This is a genomic window from Desulfovibrio porci (genome assembly GCF_009696265.1).
Lineage (GTDB): Bacteria > Desulfobacterota > Desulfovibrionia > Desulfovibrionales > Desulfovibrionaceae > Desulfovibrio > Desulfovibrio porci.
The window spans coordinates 12,314-36,571 of sequence record NZ_VUMH01000020.1 but is presented as its reverse complement, the minus strand read 5'-3'; the positions used below and the strand labels follow the sequence as shown (position 1 = coordinate 36,571).

Here is a 24,258-nt window from a genome sequence, read left to right as displayed (position 1 = left end):
GAAAAGAACAGCGAACTTGCCGGTCTGGACGCATCGCTACAACTTTGTGCGTCCGCATACGGCTCTTGGCAGAAAACCTCCAGCCTCAAGGCTGAGCGGAGGGTGAACAACGTGTTGACACTCTACATCTAGAGCGGATTACCGTTAAGAATGTATATTTTTAACGTTTGAAGACGCCCGCTTCGGCGCTTAACAACGCAAATAAATGGCGTTTACGCCTTCGTGGCGGGCCGCTTTTCAGCACGAAGAGCGGCCCGCCCGCAACACTCCGGCCGCAACGTCCCGCTTGGCGGCACAACCACAGAGGAGACGCGCCATGCCTGTGTCCCGCAAAAGGAATCCCGGATATCTTCTCGCCTGCGTCCTGATCGTGACAGGCCTGTTTTTCTTTCTGATGAGTCGGTCCGCCGATGCCGCAAGTAGCGATTCCGCCTATCCCGCTGCCGGCAAAGCTGAAGTGGAGGCCAAGTTGCGCGCCAAGGGCAAAACGCCCTGGATTGAGCGGGAAAAGGGCATGGGTGTGATGACCCTGAAGAGCGGCGGCACGCTGAGCGAGGATTTTTTCCCGCTGGATGCCTACGAGGCATACAGTTCCGTTGACCTGCGCGACGACATGCCCAAGTTCGCCCCAGGCTATGACAATCAGAAGGGCAAGGCTGACGACATTTCCCGCGCCCTGGAAGCCCGGCTCAAAAAGAATCTGTCTGTCGGCTTCCGGGCGCTGGCCGGGGAAAACAAGGTGGATGTGGTCAGGCTGGCGGAACACGGCGGCGTCAAAGCCTATGTCTTCGTTATTCCCATGGGCGTCGAGCTTGCCGCCATGTCCCCGGACGGCAAGCATTTTTACTACAGGCTGCCCGACGTCCTGCGCACGCTGGAGGATTTTCTGGCCGGGCAACCCGCGCTGGCCAACGTCATCTGGCTGGAGCGCGGCGAGAATTTCTTCATGTTCGTGGTGCAGCGCAAAAAGTAGCGCCGCCCGCTGAAGATGGAAGCAGCCCCGCTTTCGCGGGGCTGCTGTATTTCTGCGGTCATGTGTGTTTGGTCAGGGTTTGGCCGGGCCGGAATAATGTACCTGGACAAGCCTCCAGCCCTGCGGCGTTCTGGCGTAAACCTGGCTTTCGCGGCCCGTCGCGCGCCGGACGCTCCCGTCCCGGCGGCGCGTGGCCGTGAATTCCCAGTCAAATTCCACGACAGCCGCGTCACCGTAAAACCGCACGACCGGCGTGGTCGTCACCTGAAGCGCGCGTTGCGAAAACGTGTCGCGCATAGTTTTGCCGTAAAAATTGTCCTGTATCGCCGCCCAACCGCGTTCATGCCCGCGCGGGTGAATGAAGCTCACCTCAGGCGAGAGCAGCCAGACCTGCTCCGCCCGCCGGATATCGTCCGCATGGACGATGGACTGGCGGTACTTCTCCACCATGCCCGCGATATCCCGCTGATCTTCACGCGCATCCGCCGCCGCTCCCGCTGTCGCGAAAGACAGCAGGGCCAGGAGCAGCGCAAGGCAACATCCGTATATTCTGACCATGAGATTTCCTTATCCGAAACTGTATCCCACTTCCAGGGCCTGGGCGTTGACCGGGATCAGCTTGGCGTAATGCGCACTGACCACGCGCTTGAGCGCCTCCCGCACCGCCGTCAGCGGCAACGCGCCCGTGGCCTTGAGCCAGGCCCCCAGGGCCACCATGTTGGCCAGCTTCACATTGCCCAGTTCGTGGGCCATGTCATTGGCCGGAATATAGACGCTGCGCAGCTTCCTGTCCAAAAGCTCCTCGCGGATCAGCGAGGCGTTGACGATCTGCACGCCGTCCTTGCGCAGGCGCGGCTGGAATTTGTCCAGCGAGGGCTCGTTGAGCACAATGGTGGACAGCGGTTCGCGCACCAGGGGCGAGCCGATGGGGTGGCTGTCCAGCACCACGGTGCAGTTGGCCGTGCCGCCGCGCATTTCCGCGCCGTAGACCGGGATAAAGCTCACTTCCAGGCCGTGTTCCATCCCGGCCTGCGCCAGTAGATTGCCGATCAGCATCACGCCCTGGCCGCCGAAACCGGCCATGATCACGTCCTGATACTCAGCCACGGGGAGCCTCCTTCGCCTGCCCGGCGTCCGCCGCCGGTCCGGACGCGGTCGCGTCCTTGAACACGCCCAGGGGAAAGACCGGAATCATAACCTCGGCAATGCGCCTGTTGGCCGCCACCGGGTCCAGATGCCAGTTGGTGGGGCAGCCCGAAAGCAGCTCCACGAAACCGAAGCCCAGACCGTCGAGCTGCACTTCAAACGCCTTGCGCATGGCCTTTTTGGCCGCGCGCACATGCTTGACCGAATCCAGGGCACAGCGCTCGGCATAGGCCACGCCGTCGAGCTGGGCCATGATCTCGGCCAGGCGCACCGGCCCGCCCTCATTGCTCAGCGAGCGGCCCTGGCGCGTGGTGGTGGTCTTCTGGCCCACCAGAGTGGTGGGGGCCATCTGGCCGCCGGTCATGCCGTAGACCGTATTGTTGATGAAGATGGTGGTGATCTTCTCGCCCCGGTTGGCCGCGTGCAGGGACTCGGCCAGACCGATGGCCGCCATGTCGCCGTCGCCCTGGTAGGTGAAGACCACGGCGTCGGGCCTGGCCCGGCGCACGCCCGTGGCCACGGCGCAGGCCCGGCCGTGCGGAGCCTCCAGGCCGTCCACGTTGAAGTAATCGTAGGTAAAGGTCGCGCAGCCCACCGAGGCCACCAGTATGGTCCTGTCGGCCACGCCCAGCTCGTGCAGCACTTCGCTGACCAGACGGTGGGTGATGCCGTGATGGCAACCGGGGCAGTAGTGGGTGGGACGCTCGTTAAGGACGGGATTGACGTCAAACACCAGACTTTCGCCCGGCTGCGGCCGCAACGCGTCGGCTGATTCCGAAACCTGGGTCATTGTTTTTTCTCCTTGAGCGCCCGGAGGATGGGCTCCGTCAGTTCGTCCGCACCGATGAACAGGCCGGGCATGACCCCGTGCCAAGAAACCGCGGCCGCGCCGTTGAGCGTCAGGCGCACGTCCTCGACCATCTGGCCGGTATTCTGTTCGATAACCAGGAAGCGCCGTCCCGGCGCCAGAGCGCGCAGGGCCTCATCCGGGAAAGGATACAGGGTCACGGGCCGGAACAGGCCCGGCTTGTGCCCCTGCGCGCGCAACTGCCGGATGGCGCTGCGCGCGATGCGGGCCATGGAGCCGAAGGCCACCACGATCAGCTCGGCATCGTCCGTATCTGTCTGTTCAAAGGCGGTTTCCGCGCGCATGGCCGCGTATTTTTCCATCAGCAGGCGGTTGCGCTCGGCCAGGGCTCCTTCGGCCAGATACACGGATTTGAGCAGGCGCGGGGCCGCGCCGGGGCCGCGTCTGCCGTAGCCCTCCAGCCGCCAGTCCTTGGCCAGAGCCCGGATGTCTTCGGGCCGCATGGCGTCCCTGGGAGGCTCGCGGCGCACGGGTTCCTTGATCTGGCCCACAATGGCGTCGCCCAGCACCATGACCGGATTGGCGTACTTGAAGGCCAGGGCAAAGGCCCGGAACATGAAGTCGTAGCATTCCTGCGCCGTGGCCGGGGCCAGGACCAGATTGCGGTGGTCGCCGTGGCCGCCGCCCTTGACCGCCTGAAAATAGTCGCCCTGGGAGGGGCCGATGTCCCCCAGGCCGGGGCCGCCGCGCTGCATGTTGACGATGACGCCCGGCACGTGGCTGCCGGCCATGTAGGAAACGGCCTCCTGCATCAGCGAGATGCCGCAGCCGGAGGACGAGGTCATGGCCGGGACGCCACAGGCCGCCGCGCCCAGCAGCATGTTGGAGGCGGCCACTTCGCTTTCGGCCTGCACGAACCGGCCGCCGTTCTCTGGCAGCAGCACGGAGAGAGCCTCGGGAATTTCATTCTGGGGCGTGATGGGATAGCCGAAATAGCAGCGGCAGCCCGCGTCCACCGCGCCGAAGGCCACAGCCTCGTTGCCCTTGATCAGCACGCGTTCCGTCTGTGATGCGCTCATGCCGCGCCCCCTTCCGCCGCGCTTTTGGCTTTGGCGCTTTTGAACACCCGGATGGCCGCGTCCGGGCACATGACGGCGCAGGAGGCGCAGCCCGTGCACTGGCCGTCCATCTCCATAATTTCATAGCCCTGATGGTTGAAACGCCCCGACGGACGAAGAATATGCACAGGGCAGGCCTCCACGCAGAGACGGCAACCCTTGCAGCGGTCTTCCAGAAAAACTATTCGCGACATATGTTTTTTGCGCTCCTTGCAGCGTCTCCGCGGGCGCTGCGTCCGCATTGGATACGGACCGGGAAACCGGTCCCGCCTACTTTATAAGCATGGCGTCCCCGTAGGAGAAAAAGCGGTAGCCCCGGGCCACGGCTTCGGCATAGGCCGCCAGCATGCGCTCACGCCCGGCAAAGGCCGAAACCAGCATGAGCAGCGAGGATTCCGGCAGATGGAAGTTGGTCAGCATGGCGTCCACCACGCGAAAACTCCTGCCGGGATAGAGAAAAATGTCCGTCCAGCCCGTGTAGGGCTGCACCCGGCCGCAGAGTTCGGCCACGCCCTCCAGGGTCCGCACGCTGGTGGTGCCCACAGCCAGCACGGGACGGCCCTGGGCCTTGGCCCTGGCCACGGCTTCGGCGGTGGCCTCAGGCACCTCCACATATTCACGGTGCATGCGGTGGCCGCGAATATCCTCGCTGCGCACCGGACTGAAAGTGCCGTAACCCACGTAGAGGGTCACTTCGGCCCATTCAAAGCCCCGCGCCGCCAGCCGCTCGCGCAGAGCCGGGGTGAAATGCAGACCGGCCGTGGGCGCGGCCACGGAGCCGGTTTTGTCGTCCCTGGCGTAGACGGTCTGGTAACGGCTGAGGTCCTCTTCGCCGTCGGCGCGTTTAATGTAGGGCGGCAGGGGGATGTGCCCGGTAGCCGCGAAGGCCTTGGCCAGATCGCCCCGCCAGGCCAGCCGCACCCGGCGTTTGCCGAAGGGGCCGGATTCCAGCACCGTGACCCTGATGCCCGCGCCGAAGGCGAAGGTTTCGCCCTCGCGCACGCTGCCGCCGCAACGCACCAGCCCCTCGGCCTCGGCGCTGAAGGCGTCCGCGCCGCCGGCCTTGTCGGGGGAGGCCCGCTCCATGACCAGGGGCAGGGGCGTGAGCAGCAGAAATTCCACTTTGCCGCCCGTAAACCGCGATCCCAGCAGGCGGGCCTGGAGGACGCGCGAATTGTTGGCTACGATCAGCGCGCCGGGCGGCAACAGGTCGGGCAGTTCGCTGAACATGGCGTGACGCAGTTCAGGGCAAGGATCGGGAGCGCCCTTGCGCGGCATGACCAGCAGACGCGATGCGCCGCGCTCTTCCGGAGGGAACTGGGCGATCTGCTCCGGCGGCAGATCAAAACGGTAGCTGCTCAGAAAAAAATCGGCTTCTTCGGGAATCATGGCTGTGGCGGGCCTCGCTGCTGCGCCCGGCCTGTGCGGCAAGCGCGTCTTATTTATTATCGGCTTCATTTTCCGCCGGATTCTTCCGGCGTCGGCATCCGCCTCCGCGTCATTCCGACGGAATGACGAAGGCCTTGCTCAACATCGCTGAACCGCAGATCCGCCAAGCGCGACAGACTGAACATTCAGAACCCCAATTTGTCGGCGCGGTCTTTTTTGATCTGCCCGTTTTGACCCGGCCCGCCGCCGGGCTTGTCAGGGCGCGGCGGAGAGGCTAGGCTGTGTTCCTGAATCCGGACGGCCTGAGCGTCCGGGGGAAGGAGTATAGCCATGCGACGCACGCTTGTCACCCTCGCTCTGGGGCTGGTCCTCGCCGCCGCCCAAGGCTGCGCCTCCATGGGCGTCGGCAATCCCTTTTCCAATGACCCGCTCACCGGCGGCGCGGACGCGGCGTCCAGCCAGCTGCTGGGCGTGCCCCTGCCCGCCGGCATGCAGCGCTACGCCTCGCACGGCTATATGAATTACGGCGCGGACGGGGGCCGTGAGGGTCTGGAAACCCTGCGCGGCAATGTGGACGCCGCGCAGGCGGCGCAGAGCATGTTCACAGCCCTGCAGGGCCAGGGCTGGCAGCTGCGCCTCTCCCTGCGCAAGGGGGACCGCTCCCTCTACGTCTACGACAAGGGCAACAGTCTGGCCGTGCTGGCTTTCCGCCGCCAGACCGTGCTGACCATTCTTGAAATCTGGACGGGCGGCCGCCTGCCCGACGGCGCGGCCCTCAGCCTGCCCGGCGCGGCGGAAAGCGGCGCCGAGCTGCCCGGTGAGGAATATCCGCCCATAAGCGGCGAAAGGGGACAGAGCAGCCCCACGCCGCCACCCGCGCCCGGCGCCACCGAGCAATGGGGAGGGAGCGGCGACCAGGGCGGCGGAGCGCCCGCCGCTTCCGGCGGCTTGCAGGAGCGCAATCTGTGACCTGCCCTGCCGCGTCTCTTGCCGCCCCGTTTGACCAGAGCACGCGCTTTGCCCACAAGCGCCTGCATCTGGGCGTCTGCGGTTCGGTGGCCTGCTACCGGGCCACGGACCTGCTGCGGGCCTGGCTCAAACTGGGCGTCCACGTCTCGGTCACGCTCACGGACGGGGCCCGGCGCTTCGTCACGCCCCTGCTCTTCGAGTCTCTGGGCGCACTGCCGGTCTATGGCGGCATGTTCGAGCCGGGCCAGGATATTTTCGCCCATCTGGAACCGGGGCAGCGCGCCCAGGCCATGGTTGTGGCTCCGGTCTCGGCCGACGCCCTGGCGCGTCTGGCCCACGGCGCGGCCTCGGACATGCTCTCGGCGCAGGCCCTGGCCTTTGACGGCCCCCTGGTCCTGGCCCCGGCCATGAACCCGCGCATGTGGACCCACCCGGCCGTTCAGGCCAACGCGGCCCTGCTGGAACAGCGCGGCGCGCGTTTCGTGGGGCCGGACCGCGGCGGCACGGCCTGCGGCGACGAAGGCCGGGGACGACTGGCCGCCCTGCCGGAAATTTTTCTGGCCGGTTTGCGGGCTCTGGCCCCGCAGGACATGGCCGGGCTGCGGGTCATGGTCACGCTGGGGCCCACGCGTGAGGCCTGGGACGGGGTACGCTTCTGGTCCAATCCCTCCAGCGGCCTGATGGGCGCGGCCCTGGCCGTTTGCGCCTGGCTGCGCGGGGCCGAGGTGGCGGCCGTCTGCGGGCCGGGGGTCACGGCCTTTCTGCCGCGGGGCGTGCGCCGCCTCGACGTGACCGGCGCGCGCGAAATGCACGAGGCCGCGCGAAGCCTCTGGCCGGATATGGATATGGGCATGTTCACGGCCGCCGTGGCCGATTTTTCGCCCGATCCCCCGGAATGCGGCTGCGGGCGCAAATTCAAGAAATCCGAGGCCCCGGAAGGCTTCAGCCTGAAATTCAGTCCTAATCCGGACATTCTGCAAAGCCTGGCCGCCGTGTGCCGTCCCGGCCAGAAAGTGCTGGGCTTCGCGGCGGAAACCACCCCGGACATGGACGCCCTGCTGCCTCTGGCGCGCGCCAAACTGGCCCGCAAAAAGGCCGACCTGCTGGCGGCCAACCGCGTCAACGCGCCGGACAGCGGCTTTGGCGCGCCCACCAACAGCATGGCCGTGGCCGACGCGCACGGCCGCGAGGAAATCTGGCCCTCACAAAGCAAGGCCGATGTGGCCTGGGAGCTGTGCTCATGGCTTTTGCGGATCTGAATCCGCTGGGCGCGCTCTGGCAGAGCCGTGGCCTGCGCTGCCTGCTGCTGCCCGGCGACGTCCCTCCGGAACGCTCGTTCGGCGCCGCTTTGCCGCAACCTGCGCGCCGGAATACGCAGCCGGTCCGCCCGGCGTCGCCCGTCGCGCCCGCCCGCCCGGCACATCCGGCTGAGCCGCGCCGCCCGCCACGCGCGGAGAATTCCGCCGCCCCGATGCGGGTTGCCGCCGAAGCCGGCCAGACCTCACCGGCCCCACCGACCTCCTGGAACGACGGCCGCTGGCAGCCCTTGCCGCCGCACGTCTGGCCCGCGCCCTGGCGGGAACGTCTGGCGGCCACCCGGCCCGGCCTGGTGGTCTGGACCTACTGGAATCTCGGCCGGGATATCTGCGACGCGCAGGGCGCGCGCGACAGGCAGCGCCTGGACCGGCGGGCCTTTCTGCAACGCCTGCTGGGCGATCTGGCCCATCCGGCGGGCACCCATACTTTCTGGCCCGCCTGCCTGCCAGTCCAGGATGCAGGAGAGGCGGACGCAAACGGCTTCGCGCCCCATGCCGACGCTTTCTGGTCCGGCGTGCACAAGCTGGGCGCGCGCGGCGTGGTGGTCATGGGCTCGGCGGCGGTCAAGGCCCTGGCCCTGCCGGGCGGTCTGCGCCCCCTGCAGCAGACCCGCCATCACGGGCATCTGGTCTGGGTGCTCTGGGATGTGGAATATCTGCTGCACGAGGAACAGCGTTACACGGCCATGCTGGCTTTTTTACGGCAGGCCCTGCGCCAGGTGGTCCGGGCCTGACAGACGGCCGGACAGACACACTCAAGGGAAACGGGAAGAAGATGTTCATCGCCATGGGTCTGATGCTGCTGGGCATACTGCTGGGGCGGCTCCTGCGCGGCCAGCGCTGGCTCGGCGCGCTGAGCCGTTGCATTACGCCCGCCATCATGCTGCTGCTTTTTTCTCTGGGCGTGGCCGTGGGCGGCAATGAGGAGCTGATGCGCAATCTGCCCCTGCTGGGCGGCAAGGCCCTGCTGCTGACCCTGGCGGGCGTGGCCGGTTCCCTGGCCTGTGTGGCCGTGATCCGGCGCTGGTTCCGTGATTTTCCCCCTCCCCCCGGCACAGGGAACTCCCCCAAAACGCCTGTTGACGTCCAGCCGCCGCACGGCGGCGGGTAACGAGCCGGGAGCCTTACGTCCCTATGTCTGGAAGCCTGTTGATTCTGGCCTTTTTCGGCGCGGGTCTGGGTCTGGCCCGGCTGGGCCTGATTCCCCGCTATTTTGTGGAGCATGACGCCACGCTCTACCTGCTCTGGCTGCTCATGGGCCTGGTGGGCCTGTCCATCGGTTCGGACCGGCGGCTGGGAGAGATTCTGCGCACCCTGCGTCCGCGCGTGCTGCTGGCCCCCCTGGCCACCACTGTGGGCACCTTCGCGGGCGTGGCCGCGGCCAGCCTTTTTCTAGCGTACAGTCTGGCGGACTGCCTGGCCGTGGGCGCGGGCTTTGCCTATTATTCCCTGTCCTCCATCTTCATCACCCAGTACAAGGGCGCGGAACTGGGCACAGTAGCTCTGCTCAGCAACATTTTGCGCGAAATCCTGACCCTGGTCGGCACGCCGCTGCTGGTGCGCCTGCTGGGGCCGCTGGCCCCCATTTCCTGCGGCGGGGCCTCCACCATGGACACCACCCTGCCGATCATCGCCCGTTACGCGGGCCGGGACTGGATTTTCATCTCCATCGTGCACGCCATGGTTCTGGATTTCAGCGTGCCGTTCTGGGTCATCTTCTTCTGCACCCTGTAATCTTGACATGCCTTGAGCATGGTACGGCAGCTTGCCAGACGCTGAAAAAGTCGTAATTCTTGTTGAAGATGCACGTTAACCCAGCGGAGGAAAGCCATGCCCCGGATGCGTTCGGCCAAACAACAACTGAAGCAGTATTTGCAGAGTCCGCAATGGCGGGAGCATCTGGATGAAATCACCGCGGGCGGCGCGGCCCATGTGGGGCCGCTCTTTTCCTTTCTCCTGCTGGGTCCGCAGACCATGCACCGGGCCGCAACGGCCCTGGGCCTGACCACGGCCCGTCTGGCCGAACGCGAACCCGAGGCGGCCCGCAACATCATCCGCCGTTTCATGTGGCATATGAATGAGGAGTCCGGCAACATCGGCTGGGGCATTCCCGAGGCCTTCGGCGAAAGCCTGGCCGCCAGCCCGCTCCTGGCCAAAGACTTCCACCGCGTGCTGGCCTCCTACATCATTGACCTGGGCCGGGACGACAATTACTGCGACAACGATCTGCTGCGGCGTTCGTGCTATTGGGCCATCGGCCGTCTGGCCCAGGCCCGGCCCGAACTCTGCGTTGCCGCGCGACCCTGGCTGCGCAAGGGCCTGGAAGACAAGGACGTGATCTGCCGGGGCATGGCCGCCTGGGCTTTGGGCCGCCTGCCGCCGGATCTCATGGACGCGCCCGCCCTGCGCCGCCTGGCTGACGCCGGACACGACGAAAGCTGTGAACTTTTCGACGGCGACCGGATCTATGAAAAAAGCGTGAGCGGCCTGGCCCGAGAGGCGCTGGAACGGGTTGTCCCCGCCGGGACGGCATAGCGGAAGACCATCCGCGCGAATGCCCAGGGCGGATGCGTCTGCCCTGTACGGATGCCGGGCCGGCGTGGACTTTGCCGGAATTTTCGCCTAAAATTCTCTTTTTCCGTACCCCGCAGCCCTCGCAGGACATACCATGCCCACACAGGATCGCATCCGCAATTTTTGCATCATCGCCCATATCGACCACGGCAAATCCACCCTGGCCGACCGTATTCTGGAACTCACGCGGGTGGTCAGCGCGCGCGAGGCCCGGCAGCAGTATCTGGACAAAATGGATCTAGAACGGGAGCGCGGCATTACCATCAAGGCCCAGACCGTGCGCATTCCCTATCTGGCCGCCGACGGCCTGGAATACGAACTCAATCTCATCGACACGCCCGGCCATGTGGACTTCAACTACGAGGTTTCGCGCTCCCTGGCGGCCTGCGAAGGCGCGCTGCTGGTGGTGGACGCCACTCAGGGCGTGGAGGCCCAGACCCTGGCCAACGTCTATCTGGCTCTGGACCACGACCATGAAATCATCCCGGTGCTGAACAAGATCGACCTGCCCAGCGCCGAAGTGGACCGGGTCAAGGCCGAGATTGAGGAAAGCATCGGCCTGGACTGCGCCGAGGCCCTGCCGGTGTCGGCCAAGACAGGCATGGGCGTGGACGCGGTGCTGGAAGCCATCGTCCGGCGTCTGCCCGCGCCCAAGGGCGATCCGGACGCGCCGCTCAAGGCCCTGATTTTCGACTCCTGGTACGACAGCTATCAGGGCGTGGTGACGCTGTTCCGGGTCATGGACGGCGCGGTGCGCCTGGGCGACCGCATCCGGCTGATGAGCACGGGCAAGGAATACGAGGTGCTGCGGCTGGGCGTGTTTTCGCCCGAGGCCTCGGACGTGAAGGAGCTGACCGCCGGCGAAGTGGGCTTTTTGTGCGGCTCCATCAAGGAACTGGGCGACGCCCGCGTGGGCGACACCCTCACCCTGGCCGACAATCCGGCCCGCGAAGCCGTGCCCGGCTTCAAAGAAGTCAAACCCATGGTTTTCTGCGGGCTTTATCCCACGGAATCCGACGAATACGAAAACCTCAAGGCCGCCCTGGAAAAGCTCCAGCTCAACGACGCGGCCTTCAGCTTTGAGCCGGAAACCTCCCAGGCTCTGGGTTTCGGCTTCCGCTGCGGTTTTCTGGGCCTGCTGCACATGGAGATCATCCAGGAACGCCTGGAACGCGAATTCGAGGTGGGCCTCATCGCCACCGCGCCTTCAGTGGTCTACAAGGTGGACACCGTGGACGGCAAAACCCTGGAAATCGACAATCCCAGTCATCTGCCGGACCCGACCAAGATCCGCGCCCTGTATGAACCCTACGTAAGCATGGACATTCATGTGCCCAACGAATACGTGGGCAATGTCATGAAGCTCTGCGAGGAAAAGCGCGGCACCCAGAAAAATCTGCACTACCTGGCCGCCAACCGGGTGGTGGTGACCTATGAAATGCCCTTTGCCGAAATCGTCTACGACTTTTTCGACCGCCTCAAATCCGCCACGCGCGGCTACGCCTCCATGGACTACCAGCCCATCGACTACCGCGATTCCGACCTGGTGCGCCTGGACATCATGCTCAACGGCGAGCCCGTGGACGCCCTGGCCGTCATTGTGCACCGCGACAAGGCCTATGCCTACGGCCGTTCCCTGGCCCTCAAGCTCAAGCGCACCATCCCGCGCCAGCTTTTCCAGGTGGCTATCCAGGCGGCCATCGGCCAGAAGATCATCGCCCGCGAGACGGTCTCGGCCTTCCGCAAGGACGTCACCGCCAAATGCTACGGCGGCGACATCACCCGCAAGCGCAAGCTGCTGGAAAAGCAGAAGGAAGGCAAAAAACGCATGAAGCGCATGGGCAATGTGGAATTGCCGCAGGAGGCTTTTTTGGCCGCCCTCAAGGTGGGCGACGAGTAAGCCACGCCACGCGCGACACACCGCCCCATGCGGGTCGGACAGACTGAAGGCAACGGCCGCGAAACGCGGCTTTGCGCTGCCGCGAGTTCGTTTCCGAAAACGTTTGTTGTAATGAAAGATATAAAAATCAGACGTTTAATATAAGATATTCTCCCGTTTTTTGATCGTGTTGACTTTTTCAACGTTTTGACCGCCCCGCAAGGGGCGGTTTTTTCTGTCAAACTCGTCCGGGCAAATGTGATTTTTCCGCACACCGTATATAATTTTTTCTCCTTCTCTTCCGAATAAAAGAATTGTACTGGAACAACCGGCGGTAATGACGAAGCCAAGCGGCGGGACAGCAGTCCCGGCTGTTTTATGTCGCGCGGCCTGACCGGCATGTGGACTTGCAGAATGCCTCGACGAGGCAAAGGGCGAACCTGATGAAGAATCTGAAAATCTGGCAGAAGATGGCCGTGGGCATCGGCCTCATACTGCTGCTGGCCGTATCCATCAGCGCGGTATCCCTGAACGTGATGGGAACTGTGGAGCGGGAAACCACCCATATCAAAGAGGCTTTCGCGCCCCTGCAGCAGCGTGCCAATGTCCTGAACCAGCAGGTGACCGCCATTCCCGGCCAGATGCTCGCCTTTCAGGAGGGCAGCGCCAAGGCCTGGGAGAATGTTCAAAGCCTGCTGGATCAGACCGACCAGAGTCTGACCGGCCTTGCGGCCCACCTCAAGGCCAATCCCGACACCATCCCGGACACGGGTAAAACCGCAGCGGGCCGCAAGGCCTTTGAAAGCCTGAAGACAACGCTGCTGGAAACGCACGCGGCCCAGCAGGAGCTGGTGGCCCTGCGCAAACGGATGAACGAGGCAGGCGCGAGTCTGCTGAGCGAGACGCGGGCCTACATGCAGCGGATGAACGCGGTGCTCAACCAGTTCGTGGCGGAGCAGAACAGCACGGAAGCGGCCAGAGCCCTGCCCCTGGTCCAGGCCGGGCAGCGGATCATGGACGCCATCAATTACCTCCGCGTCCGCATGTTGCGCAGCCTGTCCGAAAACAACCGGGAGTATGCCAAAGACAACCTGCCGGTGTTTTTTCCCGCGCTGCTCAAACAGGTGGACGAACTGCTGCCGCAAATAAAAAGAGCCGACCTGCGGGAACTCCTGACCAACCTGCGCGTCCATATTGAGGAATACAGGGACGCCCAGGCCCAAACGCTGCAACTCTGGAAGCGCATCGACGAGCTTGACGCCCGGCGCGATCAGGCCTGTGAGGCGGGCATCCTGGCCGCGCGCGGCATCGCCGGAGCCGGCGACAGACTCCAGGATGCGGCCATCAATGCCGTGGACAAGCAAAGCGAAAGGGCCATCACCCTGATTTACACGGTCAGCGCAGTCGCCCTGCTCGCGGGCCTGCTGATCGGCCTCGTGCTCACCCGCGGCATCACCGGCCCGGTGAGCCGGGCCCTGCGCTTCGCCCGCGCCGTGGCCGACGGACAGCTGGACCAGCGGCTGGGCCTGGCCAGAAAGGATGAAATCGGCCAGCTCTCCGTGGCGCTGGACAGCATGGTGGACGCGCTGAACGAAAAAATCGGCGAAGCCGAACAACAATCCCGCAAAGCCGAGGAACAATCCCGCAAGGCGCAGGAGGCCATGCACGAGGCGGAACGCGCCGGCCAGGAAGCACAGGCCAAAACCAGGGCCATGCTGGCGGCTGCGGACAAGCTGGAAGCCATGGGCAATGTGTTTTCCTCGGCCTCCACCCAATTGTCCGCCCAGATCGAGCAGGCCGACAAGGGCGCGGGCGAAGCGGCCCGGCGCCTTTCGGAAGCGGCCACGGCCATGAACGAAATGGACGCCACGGTTCAGGATGTGGCCCGGAACGCCGGTTCGGCCTCTTCCGCCTCCACGGAAACCAAGGGAAAAGCCCTGACCGGCGCGGGCATTGTGGAGAAGGCCGTACAGAGCATTGAGGAAGTGCATCGCATGTCCATAGCGGTCAAGGAGGACATGGCCCAGCTCAATGAGCACGCCCAGGCCATTACCCGGATCATGAACGTGATCTCGGACATTGCGGACCAGACCAACCTGCTGGCCCTCAACGCGGCCATCGAGGCGGCGCGTGCCGGTGAGGCCGGGCGCGGTTTCGCCGTGGTGGCCGACGAGGTGCGCAAACTGGCTGAAAAAACCATGGCTTCCACGCAAGACGTGGGCAACGCCATCACGGCCATTCAGGAGAGCACAAGCAAAAGCATGGACGCCGTAGACGCCGCTGTGGACCAGATCGGCCAGGCCACGGAGCTGGCCAGCGACTCGGGCCGGGCGCTGGAGGATATCGTGGCCACGGTGGAAGCCACCGCCGACCAGGTCAACGCCATTGCCACAGCCAGCGAGGAGCAGTCCTCCGCCAGTCAGGAAATCAATCAGTCCCTGATCCTGGTCAGCGACAGGGCCAAGGAAACCGCCATCGTCATGGCTGAAGCGGCCAAGGCCGTCGAGGAACTGGCCGGTCAGGCCCAGGGCCTGACGCGGCTGATTCAGGAACTGAAACAAAGCTGAACGAGGGCGTGTCGACACCATGTTCTTTTTTCTCTGGTCGCGTCAGCGCTGTTGTCTTTATTCCAGTCGCACAAGTCACTGTCGCGGCTGCGGCTTGCTTGAAGGGAAAGCCCCTGTCCGATAAGCGCAAAACCCGGAGCGGCGTCTGTCGCTCCGGGTTTTGCGCTTATCGGGCGCGGCAACTGCGCCGTATGCCGTCAGAACGCCCTCCCTCCGGCAGAAAAGACTGTTCAGCGTTTGGCATAGCCCCGCAATACCTTATTCAGGCCGACGCCACACTATTCCACCTAGATGGACGCGGCATAGCGCATCACCCCCTTGCCCAGAGCGCAGCCTTGGAAGAGGGAAAAAACGCGTTCCACATTGCTGTTGACATTTTTTCATCTTTTATCAGCGACGCAACCCGGCGGGCAGGGCGAAATAAATCCGCGCCGACAGATCGAAAAGAGAGCCGGGCAGAAAACTGGCCCACCAGAACAGACGGTACTTGCGCGACAGCTTGCGCCAGGGCGCGATAGCGGCGCGGGCCTCGGCGTTGCGCCCCTCGCGCCAGAGGGCCACGGCCTTCTGAAAGGCCGCGCGCCGCGTCAGCAGGGCCGCCAGATCGGCGTGCTCCGCGTCATAGCCGGGATAGAGGCGGCGGTGCTTGTCCAGAATGCGCAAGGTCTCATCCGCGAACTGGCCGAATTTGCGGAACGTGGTGTTGGCCCCGTGCACCCGCCAGAGGGTCAGGGGCTCATCCACGTAGTCCAGCTCCCAATCATGGGCGATGCGGTAAAAGACGTCGGCCTCCTCGCAGACGTTGAGGCTTTCGTCAAACCAGCCGCCCTCCCGTGTCCCGGCATCGGCCGCCAGCCCGGCCAGAGCCTCGCGCCGGATCATGGCCGAGGACATGGAAATCCACTGTCGCTCCATGAGCGCGCCGAAGACCATGCCGCGCGCGGGCCGGGCCTCGGCGAAGAGGCGCTTGAGCACACGTCTGCCGTCAAAAATCTCCGTATCCGTGCAGACCAGCCCCACCCGCTCATTGGCTTCGAACAGGGCCACCTGTTTTTCCAGTTTTTGCGGACGCCAGAGATCGTCGCAGTCCAGAAAAGCCAGATAGCGGCCGCGCGCCTGAGCCAGGGCCAGATTGCGCGCCGCGCCCAGGGGCACGGTTTTTTCACCGCGAAAATAGCGCAGCCTGGGACCGTAGCTCCGGGCGATGGCCGGGCTGTCGTCCGTGGATCCATTGTCCCAGAAGACGACTTCAAAATCCTCAAAGCTCTGGGCCATGAGGCTGTCCAGGGCCGCGCGCAGATCCCGCGCGCTGTTCAGGCAGTTCATGATCACGGAGACGGCGGGAGTGCTCATGGTTTGGCGCCCTCCGAAGTATTCCCGGAACCGCTCAGGCCCCGCGTCCGGCGAAAGACCCAGTATTTGCAGAGCAGATAGACAACAACCGGCACCAGCACCACAGCCACGGGCATGGCCAGTCCATAGCTCAGGCCGAAGCGGACGAGCAGCCAGACAATGCAGGAGTTGAGCCCCAGGCCCACGGCCTGGGTGGCGGCGAAACGCGGCAGCATGGCCCGGTGGCCGCCCCTGGCCTGAAAGGTCCAGAAGCTCTGGCCCAGATAGGAAACGGCAAAACTGATCAGATAGGCCAGACCGTTGCCCAGCAACAGGGGCATGGCCCAGACGTTCACGAAAAGCAGGCCCAGCAGGGCGTAACAGAGGGTCGCCGCGCCACCCACCAGGCCGAAGCGTATCCAGCGCCGGGCCAGCAGGCTTTGCACAAAACGCCGCAGGTCCTCCCAGGTGGGGACAAAGCCGGTCATAGGGTCTTTTCCACAATATAGCGGGGCCGCCGCCGCACTTCAGTAAAAATCTTGGCGATATACTCGCCCATGACGGAGAGGCAGAACAACTGCACCGAGCCCAGCAGCAGAGCCACGATAATCAGGGACGTCCAGCCCTGTATGACCTCGCCCTCCAGATACTTGAAAAACGAAACCAGACAGCAGACCAGGGCCGCGAGCATGCAGAGCAGGCTCATAAAGCCCGCCAGACGCAGGGGCGCCGCGCTGCAGGAGGTTATGCCCCTCCAGGCGAAGGACAGCATTTTCAGCAGGGGATATTTGCTTTCTCCGGCCTGCCGCGAGAGCCGGGAATAATAGACCTTGCCGGTCTTGAAGCCCAGCGTGGGGAAAAGCCCGCGCAGAAAAAGCGTCTGTTCCTCAAAGCCCTGCAGGGCCTCCAGCACGGGCCGGGCCACCAGACGGTAGTCCGCATGGTCCGGGATCAGGCGCACGTTCAGCCAGCCCATGAGGCGGTAGAAGAAATGTGCCGTGCCCCGCTTGAAAGAGGTATCCGTGCTGCGGTCGTTACGTACGCCGTAGACGATGTCGCAGCCCTCCGCATAGCGGGCCAGCATGTCCGGGATGACGCCGATGTCGTCCTGAAGGTCGGCGTCCAGGCTGATGATGCAGTCCACGCCCCATTGGCGGGCCATGTCCATGCCGGCCCAGACCGCGTTCTGATGCCCGGCGTTGGCCGCGAAGCTGACGCCCCGGCAGAAAGGATCCTGACGGTGGCGGGCCTCAAGCAGTTGCCAGGTCCGGTCGCGGCTGCCGTCATCCACATACAGGGCGTAGCTTTCGGGCCGGATCAGGCCCTGAGCCTTGCAGCGCTCCAGCAGTTCCGCCAGGGCGGTCAGCGTGCGCGGCAGGGTTTCCTCCTCGTTGTAGCAGGGGACGACCAGGGCCAGCAAAGGGGCGGGACGGGCGGACATGACGACTCCTTCAGACGGAAATAACGGAACAGCCTTGCACGGAAGCCCCTTATGCCGACACGGCGCGGGCCAGAACCGCGCAGACGTTTTCCGCGTCCTCCCGGCTCAGGCCGGGGTGCAGGGGCAGGGTCACCAGTTCGGCATAGAGCCGCTCGGTGACCGGCAGGCTCACGGCGCCGCCGCCGAAAAAGCTCAGCAGATGGTTGGGCTTGTAATGCACGCCCGTGGGAACGCCCTCCCGGCTCAGGGCTTCCTTGACCGCCTCCTTGCGTCCGTTGAGGATGCGCACGGGCAGGATGTGCGGCACAATGAAGTCCTCCGGATCGGTGCGCAGCAGGGCCGCGCCCGGCAGATCGGCCAGACGTTCGGCGTAGACGGCGGCCAGAGCGCGCCGGGCCGGAATGAATTCGCTCTCCAGCCGGGAAAGCTGCACTCTGCCGATGGCGGCCATGAGGTTGCTCATATGATAGCGCCAGCCCTGCCGTTTGACGTCCGGGTCCCAGGAGCGCGCGCCGGCGAAACGCTTCTGGGCGTCATTCTCCACGGAGAGCAGGCGCGCGTCCGAGGCCAGACGCGCGGCCTCGGGGTCAAAGGCTACCAGGCAGCCGCCCTCGCCGGAAGTGATGTTTTTGATGCCGTCAAAACTGAAACAGACCATATCCCCGAAGCTGCCGATTTTGCGCCCGTGATGGCGGCAGCCGAAGGCGTGGGCCGCGTCCTCCACCACGCGCAGACCTTTGCGCCGGGCGAAGTCATAGACCTCGTCCAGATGCCAGGGGTTGCTGGCGTAGTCCACGGGCATGACCGCGATGGTGCGGGGGGTGAGGCGTTTTTCCGCATCCATGAGGTCCAGGGTGCCGGTTTCGGGCAGCACGTCGCAGGCCACGGGCACACAGCCCGCCGCCGTAACAGCCTGAAAGGAAGCCACAAAGGTCAGCGACGGCACCAGCACTTCGGCCGGGCCGTCCGTGACGCGGCATTGGGCGGCCACGGCGTCCACAGCCAGATGCAGGGCCGCCGTGCCCGTATTGACGGTAATGATCTGTTGCGGCGTCACGCCGAGATAGGCAGCCAGTTCTTCTTCGAACAAACGGGTTTCATTGCCCATGCCCAGATAGCCGTCTTCCAGGATCACCCGACTGACGGCACGGGCTTCGGCTTCACCCACGATGGAACGCGAAAGACGCAAGGCCATGTCGGCCACCCCCCGCAGATTGCAAAAGTTCTCCGGAAGCGGCATGCCCCGGAGAACTTTTGCAATACCCTCTATCGCCGTCCGGAGCAAGCTCCGGGGCGGCATCGGGGGAGTATTGCGCGCCGCGTCCCGGCCTCAAACTACGAGCCGCTCAAATCGATATCACAAAGCAGATTGTCCAGCTCCAGCAGGATCAGCAGACGGTCGTCCAACTTGCCGATGCCGCGGATGTATTCGGAACCGATGCCGGCCACCACCGGCGGCGGATCCTCCACGGTGCCGGCCGGAATGCGCAGCACCTCGGAAACGCCGTCCACCAGAAAACCCACGATTTTCTGCTCCAGTTCCATAACCACGATGCGGGTGTTGCTGTCGTGCTCAAGGGCGGGCATGCCGAAGCGGGTCCGCATGTTGATGACCGGAATCACCTTGCCGCGCAGGTTGATGACCCCTTCAATGAAGGCGGGAGCGCGCGGCACCATGGTGATCTGCATCAGGCGGATGATTTCCTGAACGGCCAGGATGTCCACGCCGAATTCTTCCTCGCCGATGCGGAAGGTGACCAACTGGATCAGATCGCCGTCGTGCTCGTCATGTCCCTGGCCTTTCATCTCGTCCGTAGTCTGACTCATGGCAAAACCTCCTCAATGCGGCCCGGGCACGCCGCGTGTATCCTTTCTCTATCGGCCGCAATGCAAAAGACTTGAGAGCGCGCCTTTCTCACGCGAGCACCGACGCCCAGCGCGGGGGACGCATAATTTTTGCAAACTTCCCGCAACGGCATGCGAAACCGGAACAGACAGCTCCAGCCGGGTAAAAGGGGGCTCTTGCCTCCGCTCAGCCCCAACTTTCCGCCAGGGCCCGCTCGTCCGGCTCCAGATAGTCCAGCCAGACCCGGCGCAGGGCCTCGAAATGGTTGATGCGCAATTCCCTGGCCCAAGCGCTCTTGACGTCCCAGGGCTTGGGGCCGTGAAAATGCACGATATGCGCCGTGTCCAGGCAGTCGGCCTGATACGGGGGCCGGTTCCAGCGGCCCTCCAGGCGGGTGATGCGCCTGCCGAAAAAATAGTTCAGCAAAGACTGGTCCAGATTGCCGATACTCCCCACATTCTGGAGGGAAAAAGCCAGAAAATGGTCGATCAGGCCGCGCCGCCGCAGCCGCGCCAGATTGAACAACACCACGCCGCTGGAAAATGTCCAGATGGGAAAAGGCATGGGCACGGTATAGCGCCGCTCCCGAAACGTATAGGAAAGCGTCTCGTGATCGTGGTAGAAAGGGGCCGTATGTTCACGCGCCATACCCATATACGGAGGCAACGGCCCGCTGAAAAGCTCATCCAGAGGGCGGTAAAAAAGCACGTCCGAATCGCAGTAGAGCACGGCCTCGTCCCCGGCCAGTTCCGGCACCAGGGCCAGCTCCAGCTTCAGAAAGCAACCGATGCTGGCATAGGTTTCGGGCGGCAGCAACTCACGGCTGAGACGGGGCCGGTAGCGGGCCAGCGGCACATTTTCACGCGCCAGTCCCTCCAGCACCTCGGTCTTGTCCCCGGCATACACGCAGAGACAGGGGACACCGGCCCCGTGCAGGGCCCGCAACGAACGCACGGCCACCTTGAGCAGCAGCATGTAGCGCGGATTGTCGTCAATGCAGAAGACGGTCTTCATCCGCGTCTCCGCTCAGATGACGGCGCAGCAGCTCGGCATGTCCGGCCATGTCCGCCGGATTGAAATCATTGACCGCCGCCAGCACCCTGCTCAGTTCCTCGGCATAGGGCGTGCCTTCCACCAGGGGTATGAAGGCCTCCAGCGCGCTTTCCACGCCGCCCCAGTCCGTTTCCATGCGTTGCGGCAGTTCCCCGAGCAGGTCCAGCAGCGCATGCCGGTGCTCGTCGGCCAGACGCATGTCGCCAGCCGTGGCGGCCAGGCCGTTGTGCTTCTGCAAAAGGCGGATCTGCTCCAGGGCCTCGGCCATGGCCGTCTCAAAACCTTGCAGCAGATTCTCGGCGGGCGGCACGTCGGGCAGGCAATCTTCCATCTGACGGGTCAGTTCCGTAATCTGCTCCACGCCCAGATTGGCGGCCACGCCCTTGACCGTGTGCGCCAGACGCGCCGCGCCGCGATAGTCCCCGTGCTCCAGCAGATCCCGCAACTGCGCGGCGCTCTGGCCGTAGTGCTCCACAAAACGGACCAGCAGCTCATTGTACAGTTTTTCATTGCCGCCCACCGTGGCCAGACCGGCCTTGGCATTGATGGCCGGATGGAGCGGAGGGGAGGGAGGAACGGCGGGCGGCGTCGCGCCGTCCGCGTTTTCTTCCGGCCGCTCCGCTTCACGCATGGGATTATGCGCCAGCCCACCGGGCAGCCATTCCTCCAGCGCCGCATACAGCGCCGCCGGATTCACGGGTTTGGTCAGATAGTCGTTCATGCCCACGTCTCTGCCGTCCATACGCGAACCGCTGTCCGTATGGGCCGTCATAGCCAGGATGGGCAGTTCGGACGGCGAATGTCCCATCTCCCGGATCCGGCGGGTGGCCTCCATGCCGTCCATGACCGGCATCTGCACATCCATGAGCACCAGAGCCACGGGTTGACGCCGCACGCATTCCACGGCCCGGCTCCCGTCTTCGGCCACGGCTACGGCCAGACCGGCCTGCTCCAGCAGTTCCCTGGCGATCTGGCGGTTGATCTCGTTGTCGTCCACCACCAGCACTAAGGCGCGCTCTCCGCCATGCCCGTCGTCCGCGTTCGCGTCCTCGCTGTCCCCGGTCGCAATCGTCGGCGCGCGGGTTTCCTCTTCCGGCGGCAGGTCGAAGTCCAGCTCAAAACTCAGGCGGCTGCCCCGGCCCGGCGCGCTGTCCACCTCAATCACGCCGCCCATCAGGCCGACCAGATGACGGGCCAGCGCCAGACCCAGGCCCAGACCGCTGCCGGAACGGGTCATGGACATGTCGCCGGGCACAAAGGGTTCGAACAGTTTGGCCTGATTCTCGCTGCTGATGCCGGGGCCGCTGTCGGCCACGCAGAAACGCAGACGCACCTTGCCCTGGGTTTCCCTTACAGGAGCCACGGACAGCTCCACGCCGCCCTCGGAAGTATACTGCACGGCGTTGTCCAGCAGAATGCGCAGCACTTCCTCCAGATGCCGCTCGTCGCCGAGCAGATACGCGGGCAGGCCCGGAGCCGCGTTCAGGGTCAGGGAAAGCTTTTTCTCCGAGGCTTCGGCGGCCACGCTCCGGCGCAGCAATTCCAGAAAGCGCCCCAGAGGAAAGAGCGTGCGCTCGGGGCGCAGGCTGCCCTCGTCCACGCTGGCGAAGTCCAGAATCCGGTTGAACATGTCCAGCAGCGTGCTGCCGGCCTTGTTGATCTGGGAGAGATACTTGCTCTGGTTGGGGCTCAGCCTGGTCTGCAGGCACAGGTAGCTCATGCCGATGATGGCGTTCATGGGCGTGCGTATCTCATGGCTGATCCGGCGCAGAAAATCTTCCTGCACGGTGGAGGCTTTCCGGGCGATCTGCAGGGAGGCCAGCGCCTGGCTTCTGGCCCGGATGGCCTGCTGCCGGCTGGCGTGCGCCGCGGACTCGGCCGCTTTGAGCTCCTGAATGCGCGACAGCAGGACGCTCTTCATCTTTTGCAGGGAGTCGAACATGCCCGCCAGTTCGTCGCCGTATTTCAGACGCAGGGGCGGGGGATCGTCCCCGGCGGCCACCTCTTCGGCATAACGCCCCACCAGGGCCAGCGGCCTGACCACCCGTTTGTGCAGCGTGAACATGATGGCCGCCACATTGAGCGCCAGCAGGATCAGACCGCCCACGGCAAAGCCGAGCGTCCACCATACGTCGTGCCTCTGCACGGACATGTGCGCCAGAAAATCCTGATAGCGATGGGCGCGCAGCTGCCGCCCGGCATTGAGAATTTTGCCGGGAATGAGCGCCAGCTTGGAGTCGGAGATCCATTTCAGGGCCTGCCGGGGCTGGGGATCGCCCTCAACGGTAAATCCGCCCTGCTCGTCGGGATACAGGCCGCGCGCCCGCATGACGGCCACTTCGGTCAGCCGGCTCAGCAATTCGTTCTGGTCCAGGCAGAACTGAAGCAGTTCCCTTCCTTCCGTGTGCAGGTCGAGGCTGTCCGCGATCCGCTGCAGAGAGCGCTCATCCCCCGCCAGAAACGACGTGGGCGGCCGCGCGACGATGCCGCGCTCCGCCAGGATAAGATTCTGCCAGTCCTTCAGCCCCCTGGCGCTGGGCGCGCTGACATAATCCAGAGCCAGACGGTATTTGTCGTCGGCATTGGCCTGCAACTCGCTGAACAGGGCGTCTATGCGGTAGAAGTTACGCAGCAGGCCGTTGACTTCCCGCAGCTCGCGTCCAAGGCCGAAAAAGCAGACGCCCAGCAGGAGCACCAGGCCCAGCTGCACCAGATTGGACGTTTTGATAATGGCCCGGATCGTCATGCATTTCTCCCACCCACCGCAATGGCGCGTTCTCTCTCGACGGTCTTCTTGATGTCTTTGGCCTAGTACCATAGGTTGGCGGAAAAAGCATCTTCCAACCCATCGCCGGAAGCGGCGATGGCACCCCGGCCCGCGCCGGGCACGGTGACGCCATGCCCGCTTCCGTTTCCCGCCCCTTTTCCCGCTGTATTCCCCACCTGGCCCTGCTCACGGCCATGTGCGTCTGGAGCACCTCTTACGTGGCTCTGCGCATCGCGCTTTCGGGGCTCACGCCCCTTCAGGCCATGGCCGGGCGTATGCTGGTGGCCAGCCTGGTTTTTCTGCCTCTCTGGCCGCGCCTGTTCCGCGATCTGCGCCGCCAGGGGCACTTGGGGGCCCTGCTGCTGATGGGCTTCTGCGAACCCTGCTGCTATTTTCTGTTTGAAACCCACGCCCTGCGCCTGACCACCGCCTCGCAAGCGGGCATGGTGGTCTCCCTGTTGCCTCTGATTGTTGCCGGCGTGGCCTGGGTGGCGCTGGGCGAGCGGATCAGCGGCCGGGTCTGGCTGGGCTTCGCCATGGCCGTGGGCGGGGTGGTCTGGCTTTCACTGGCCGCCGCTCCGGCGGACAATGCGGCAAACCCCCTGCTGGGCAATACGCTGGAAGCCCTGGCCATGCTCTGCGCCGCCTTTTACACGGTCATCGCCCGGCGGCTTTCCCCGCTCTACAATCCCATGCAGATCACGGCCGCGCAATCCGGCCTGGGCATGCTTTTCTTCTGCCTGCTGCTGCTCTTTCTGCCGGAGACGAGCCGCCCCATTTCCCTGGGCCTGGAACTGCCCGACTGGGCGCCGTGGGCCAGCGTGCTCTACCTCGGCGGCTGCGTGACCTTCGGCGGCTACGGATTGTATAATTTCGGGGTCAACCGGCTCTGCGCCGGGCAGGCCGCCGCCTACACCAACCTGATTCCGGTGTTCACGCTGCTGTTCGGGGTGAGCCTGTTGCACGAAGTCTTTCTGCCCTCGCAGTATCTGGCCTCGGCCCTGGTCATTGCGGGGGTGCTGCTCAGCCAGTGGCGAGGGAATCCAGCAGGGCGGGGGAAAGAAAGGTAATCCGCGCCAG

At 64.6% G+C, this 24,258-nt stretch carries 24 protein-coding genes; 11 read left to right on the top strand and 13 right to left on the bottom strand.

Features of this window, described 5'->3' with window-relative positions:
• Positions 1-106: integrase core domain-containing protein (locus FYJ44_RS13710; protein ID WP_154508122.1), on the top strand; the 106-nt coding region annotated here is incomplete at its 5' end.
• Positions 107-316: 210 nt separating this feature from the next.
• Positions 317-973 (top strand): hypothetical protein, encoded by a 657-nt coding sequence (locus FYJ44_RS13705; protein ID WP_229772722.1) that lies wholly within the window; start codon positions 317-319, stop codon positions 971-973.
• Positions 974-1,045: 72 nt separating this feature from the next.
• On the opposite strand, the gene FYJ44_RS13700 is transcribed toward FYJ44_RS13705, so the two are convergent.
• The 6 genes from FYJ44_RS13700 to queA all read right to left on the bottom strand — a co-directional run bounded on the left by FYJ44_RS13700 (position 1,046) and on the right by queA (position 5,434).
• Entirely contained in the window at positions 1,046-1,531 is a 486-nt protein-coding gene (locus FYJ44_RS13700) for a YybH family protein (RefSeq protein WP_154513093.1), read from the bottom strand.
• A gap of 9 nt (positions 1,532-1,540) precedes the next feature.
• Entirely contained in the window at positions 1,541-2,080 is a 540-nt protein-coding gene (locus FYJ44_RS13695; protein ID WP_288230862.1) for a 2-oxoacid:ferredoxin oxidoreductase subunit gamma family protein, read from the bottom strand.
• Positions 2,073-2,909, bottom strand: coding sequence for a thiamine pyrophosphate-dependent enzyme (locus FYJ44_RS13690; protein ID WP_154513091.1), 837 nt, complete (start codon positions 2,907-2,909; stop codon positions 2,073-2,075). Before FYJ44_RS13690 ends, FYJ44_RS13695 begins: the two co-directional genes overlap by 8 nt.
• Complete coding sequence (gene vorB / locus FYJ44_RS13685; protein WP_154513089.1) at positions 2,906-4,006, bottom strand: 3-methyl-2-oxobutanoate dehydrogenase subunit VorB; 1,101 nt, start codon at positions 4,004-4,006, stop codon at positions 2,906-2,908. Before vorB ends, FYJ44_RS13690 begins: the two co-directional genes overlap by 4 nt.
• Complete coding sequence (locus tag FYJ44_RS13680; RefSeq protein WP_154513087.1) at positions 4,003-4,239, bottom strand: ferredoxin family protein; 237 nt, start codon at positions 4,237-4,239, stop codon at positions 4,003-4,005. Before FYJ44_RS13680 ends, vorB begins: the two co-directional genes overlap by 4 nt.
• 76 nt (positions 4,240-4,315) lie before the next feature.
• Entirely contained in the window at positions 4,316-5,434 is a 1,119-nt protein-coding gene (gene queA / locus FYJ44_RS13675) for a tRNA preQ1(34) S-adenosylmethionine ribosyltransferase-isomerase QueA (protein ID WP_154513085.1), read from the bottom strand.
• A 330-nt stretch (positions 5,435-5,764) separates the two neighbouring features.
• Here queA and FYJ44_RS13670 point away from each other — a divergent pair, with 330 nt between their 5' ends.
• From FYJ44_RS13670 to FYJ44_RS13635, 8 genes are all read left to right on the top strand, one after another.
• The gene (locus FYJ44_RS13670; RefSeq protein WP_154513083.1) at positions 5,765-6,403 is read left to right on the top strand and encodes a hypothetical protein; all 639 of its coding nucleotides are present in this window, start codon (positions 5,765-5,767) and stop codon (positions 6,401-6,403) included.
• The gene (gene coaBC, locus FYJ44_RS13665) at positions 6,400-7,662 is read left to right on the top strand and encodes a bifunctional phosphopantothenoylcysteine decarboxylase/phosphopantothenate--cysteine ligase CoaBC (RefSeq protein ID WP_288230863.1); all 1,263 of its coding nucleotides are present in this window, start codon (positions 6,400-6,402) and stop codon (positions 7,660-7,662) included. Before FYJ44_RS13670 ends, coaBC begins: the two co-directional genes overlap by 4 nt.
• Entirely contained in the window at positions 7,644-8,453 is an 810-nt protein-coding gene (locus FYJ44_RS13660; protein ID WP_154513079.1) for a hypothetical protein, read from the top strand. Before coaBC ends, FYJ44_RS13660 begins: the two co-directional genes overlap by 19 nt.
• Positions 8,454-8,494: 41 nt before the next feature.
• A complete protein-coding gene (locus FYJ44_RS13655; protein ID WP_154513077.1) occupies positions 8,495-8,830 on the top strand; it encodes a LysO family transporter in 336 nt (111 codons plus the stop codon).
• Between the two features lie 23 nt (positions 8,831-8,853).
• Positions 8,854-9,453, top strand: coding sequence for a LysO family transporter (locus FYJ44_RS13650; RefSeq protein ID WP_154513075.1), 600 nt, complete (start codon positions 8,854-8,856; stop codon positions 9,451-9,453).
• 96 nt (positions 9,454-9,549) lie between these two features.
• Positions 9,550-10,254, top strand: coding sequence for a DVU0298 family protein (locus FYJ44_RS13645; RefSeq protein ID WP_154513073.1), 705 nt, complete (start codon positions 9,550-9,552; stop codon positions 10,252-10,254).
• Positions 10,255-10,387: 133 nt separating this feature from the next.
• Entirely contained in the window at positions 10,388-12,193 is a 1,806-nt protein-coding gene (gene lepA, locus FYJ44_RS13640) for a translation elongation factor 4 (protein WP_154513071.1), read from the top strand.
• Between the two features lie 422 nt (positions 12,194-12,615).
• Entirely contained in the window at positions 12,616-14,739 is a 2,124-nt protein-coding gene (locus tag FYJ44_RS13635) for a HAMP domain-containing methyl-accepting chemotaxis protein (protein WP_154513069.1), read from the top strand.
• Positions 14,740-15,129: 390 nt separating this feature from the next.
• On the opposite strand, the gene FYJ44_RS13630 is transcribed toward FYJ44_RS13635, so the two are convergent.
• The 7 genes from FYJ44_RS13630 to FYJ44_RS13600 form a co-directional block, all read right to left on the bottom strand.
• On the bottom strand, positions 15,130-16,092 hold the full coding sequence (locus tag FYJ44_RS13630; RefSeq protein ID WP_154513067.1) for a glycosyltransferase family 2 protein: 963 nt from the start codon (positions 16,090-16,092) through the stop codon (positions 15,130-15,132).
• The gene (locus FYJ44_RS13625) at positions 16,089-16,559 is read right to left on the bottom strand and encodes a GtrA family protein (protein ID WP_154513065.1); all 471 of its coding nucleotides are present in this window, start codon (positions 16,557-16,559) and stop codon (positions 16,089-16,091) included. The genes FYJ44_RS13630 and FYJ44_RS13625 overlap by 4 nt, the downstream gene beginning before the upstream one ends.
• Positions 16,556-17,512 (bottom strand): glycosyltransferase family 2 protein, encoded by a 957-nt coding sequence (locus FYJ44_RS13620; protein ID WP_154513063.1) that lies wholly within the window; start codon positions 17,510-17,512, stop codon positions 16,556-16,558. Before FYJ44_RS13620 ends, FYJ44_RS13625 begins: the two co-directional genes overlap by 4 nt.
• 49 nt (positions 17,513-17,561) lie before the next feature.
• The gene (locus FYJ44_RS13615) at positions 17,562-18,707 is read right to left on the bottom strand and encodes a DegT/DnrJ/EryC1/StrS family aminotransferase (RefSeq protein ID WP_154513097.1); all 1,146 of its coding nucleotides are present in this window, start codon (positions 18,705-18,707) and stop codon (positions 17,562-17,564) included.
• A 140-nt stretch (positions 18,708-18,847) separates the two neighbouring features.
• Positions 18,848-19,339 (bottom strand): chemotaxis protein CheW, encoded by a 492-nt coding sequence (locus tag FYJ44_RS13610; protein WP_154513061.1) that lies wholly within the window; start codon positions 19,337-19,339, stop codon positions 18,848-18,850.
• Between the two features lie 205 nt (positions 19,340-19,544).
• Positions 19,545-20,372: a glycosyltransferase family 8 protein gene (locus FYJ44_RS13605; protein WP_154513059.1), complete on the bottom strand. Its 828-nt coding sequence runs from the start codon at positions 20,370-20,372 to the stop codon at positions 19,545-19,547.
• Positions 20,350-23,157, bottom strand: a complete 2,808-nt coding sequence (locus FYJ44_RS13600; protein ID WP_154513057.1) for a response regulator — start codon at positions 23,155-23,157, stop codon at positions 20,350-20,352. The genes FYJ44_RS13605 and FYJ44_RS13600 overlap by 23 nt, the downstream gene beginning before the upstream one ends.
• Positions 23,158-23,309: 152 nt before the next feature.
• Here FYJ44_RS13600 and FYJ44_RS13595 point away from each other — a divergent pair, with 152 nt between their 5' ends.
• Positions 23,310-24,248, top strand: a complete 939-nt coding sequence (locus FYJ44_RS13595; protein WP_154513055.1) for a DMT family transporter — start codon at positions 23,310-23,312, stop codon at positions 24,246-24,248.
• The last annotated feature ends 10 nt before the right edge of the window (positions 24,249-24,258 follow it).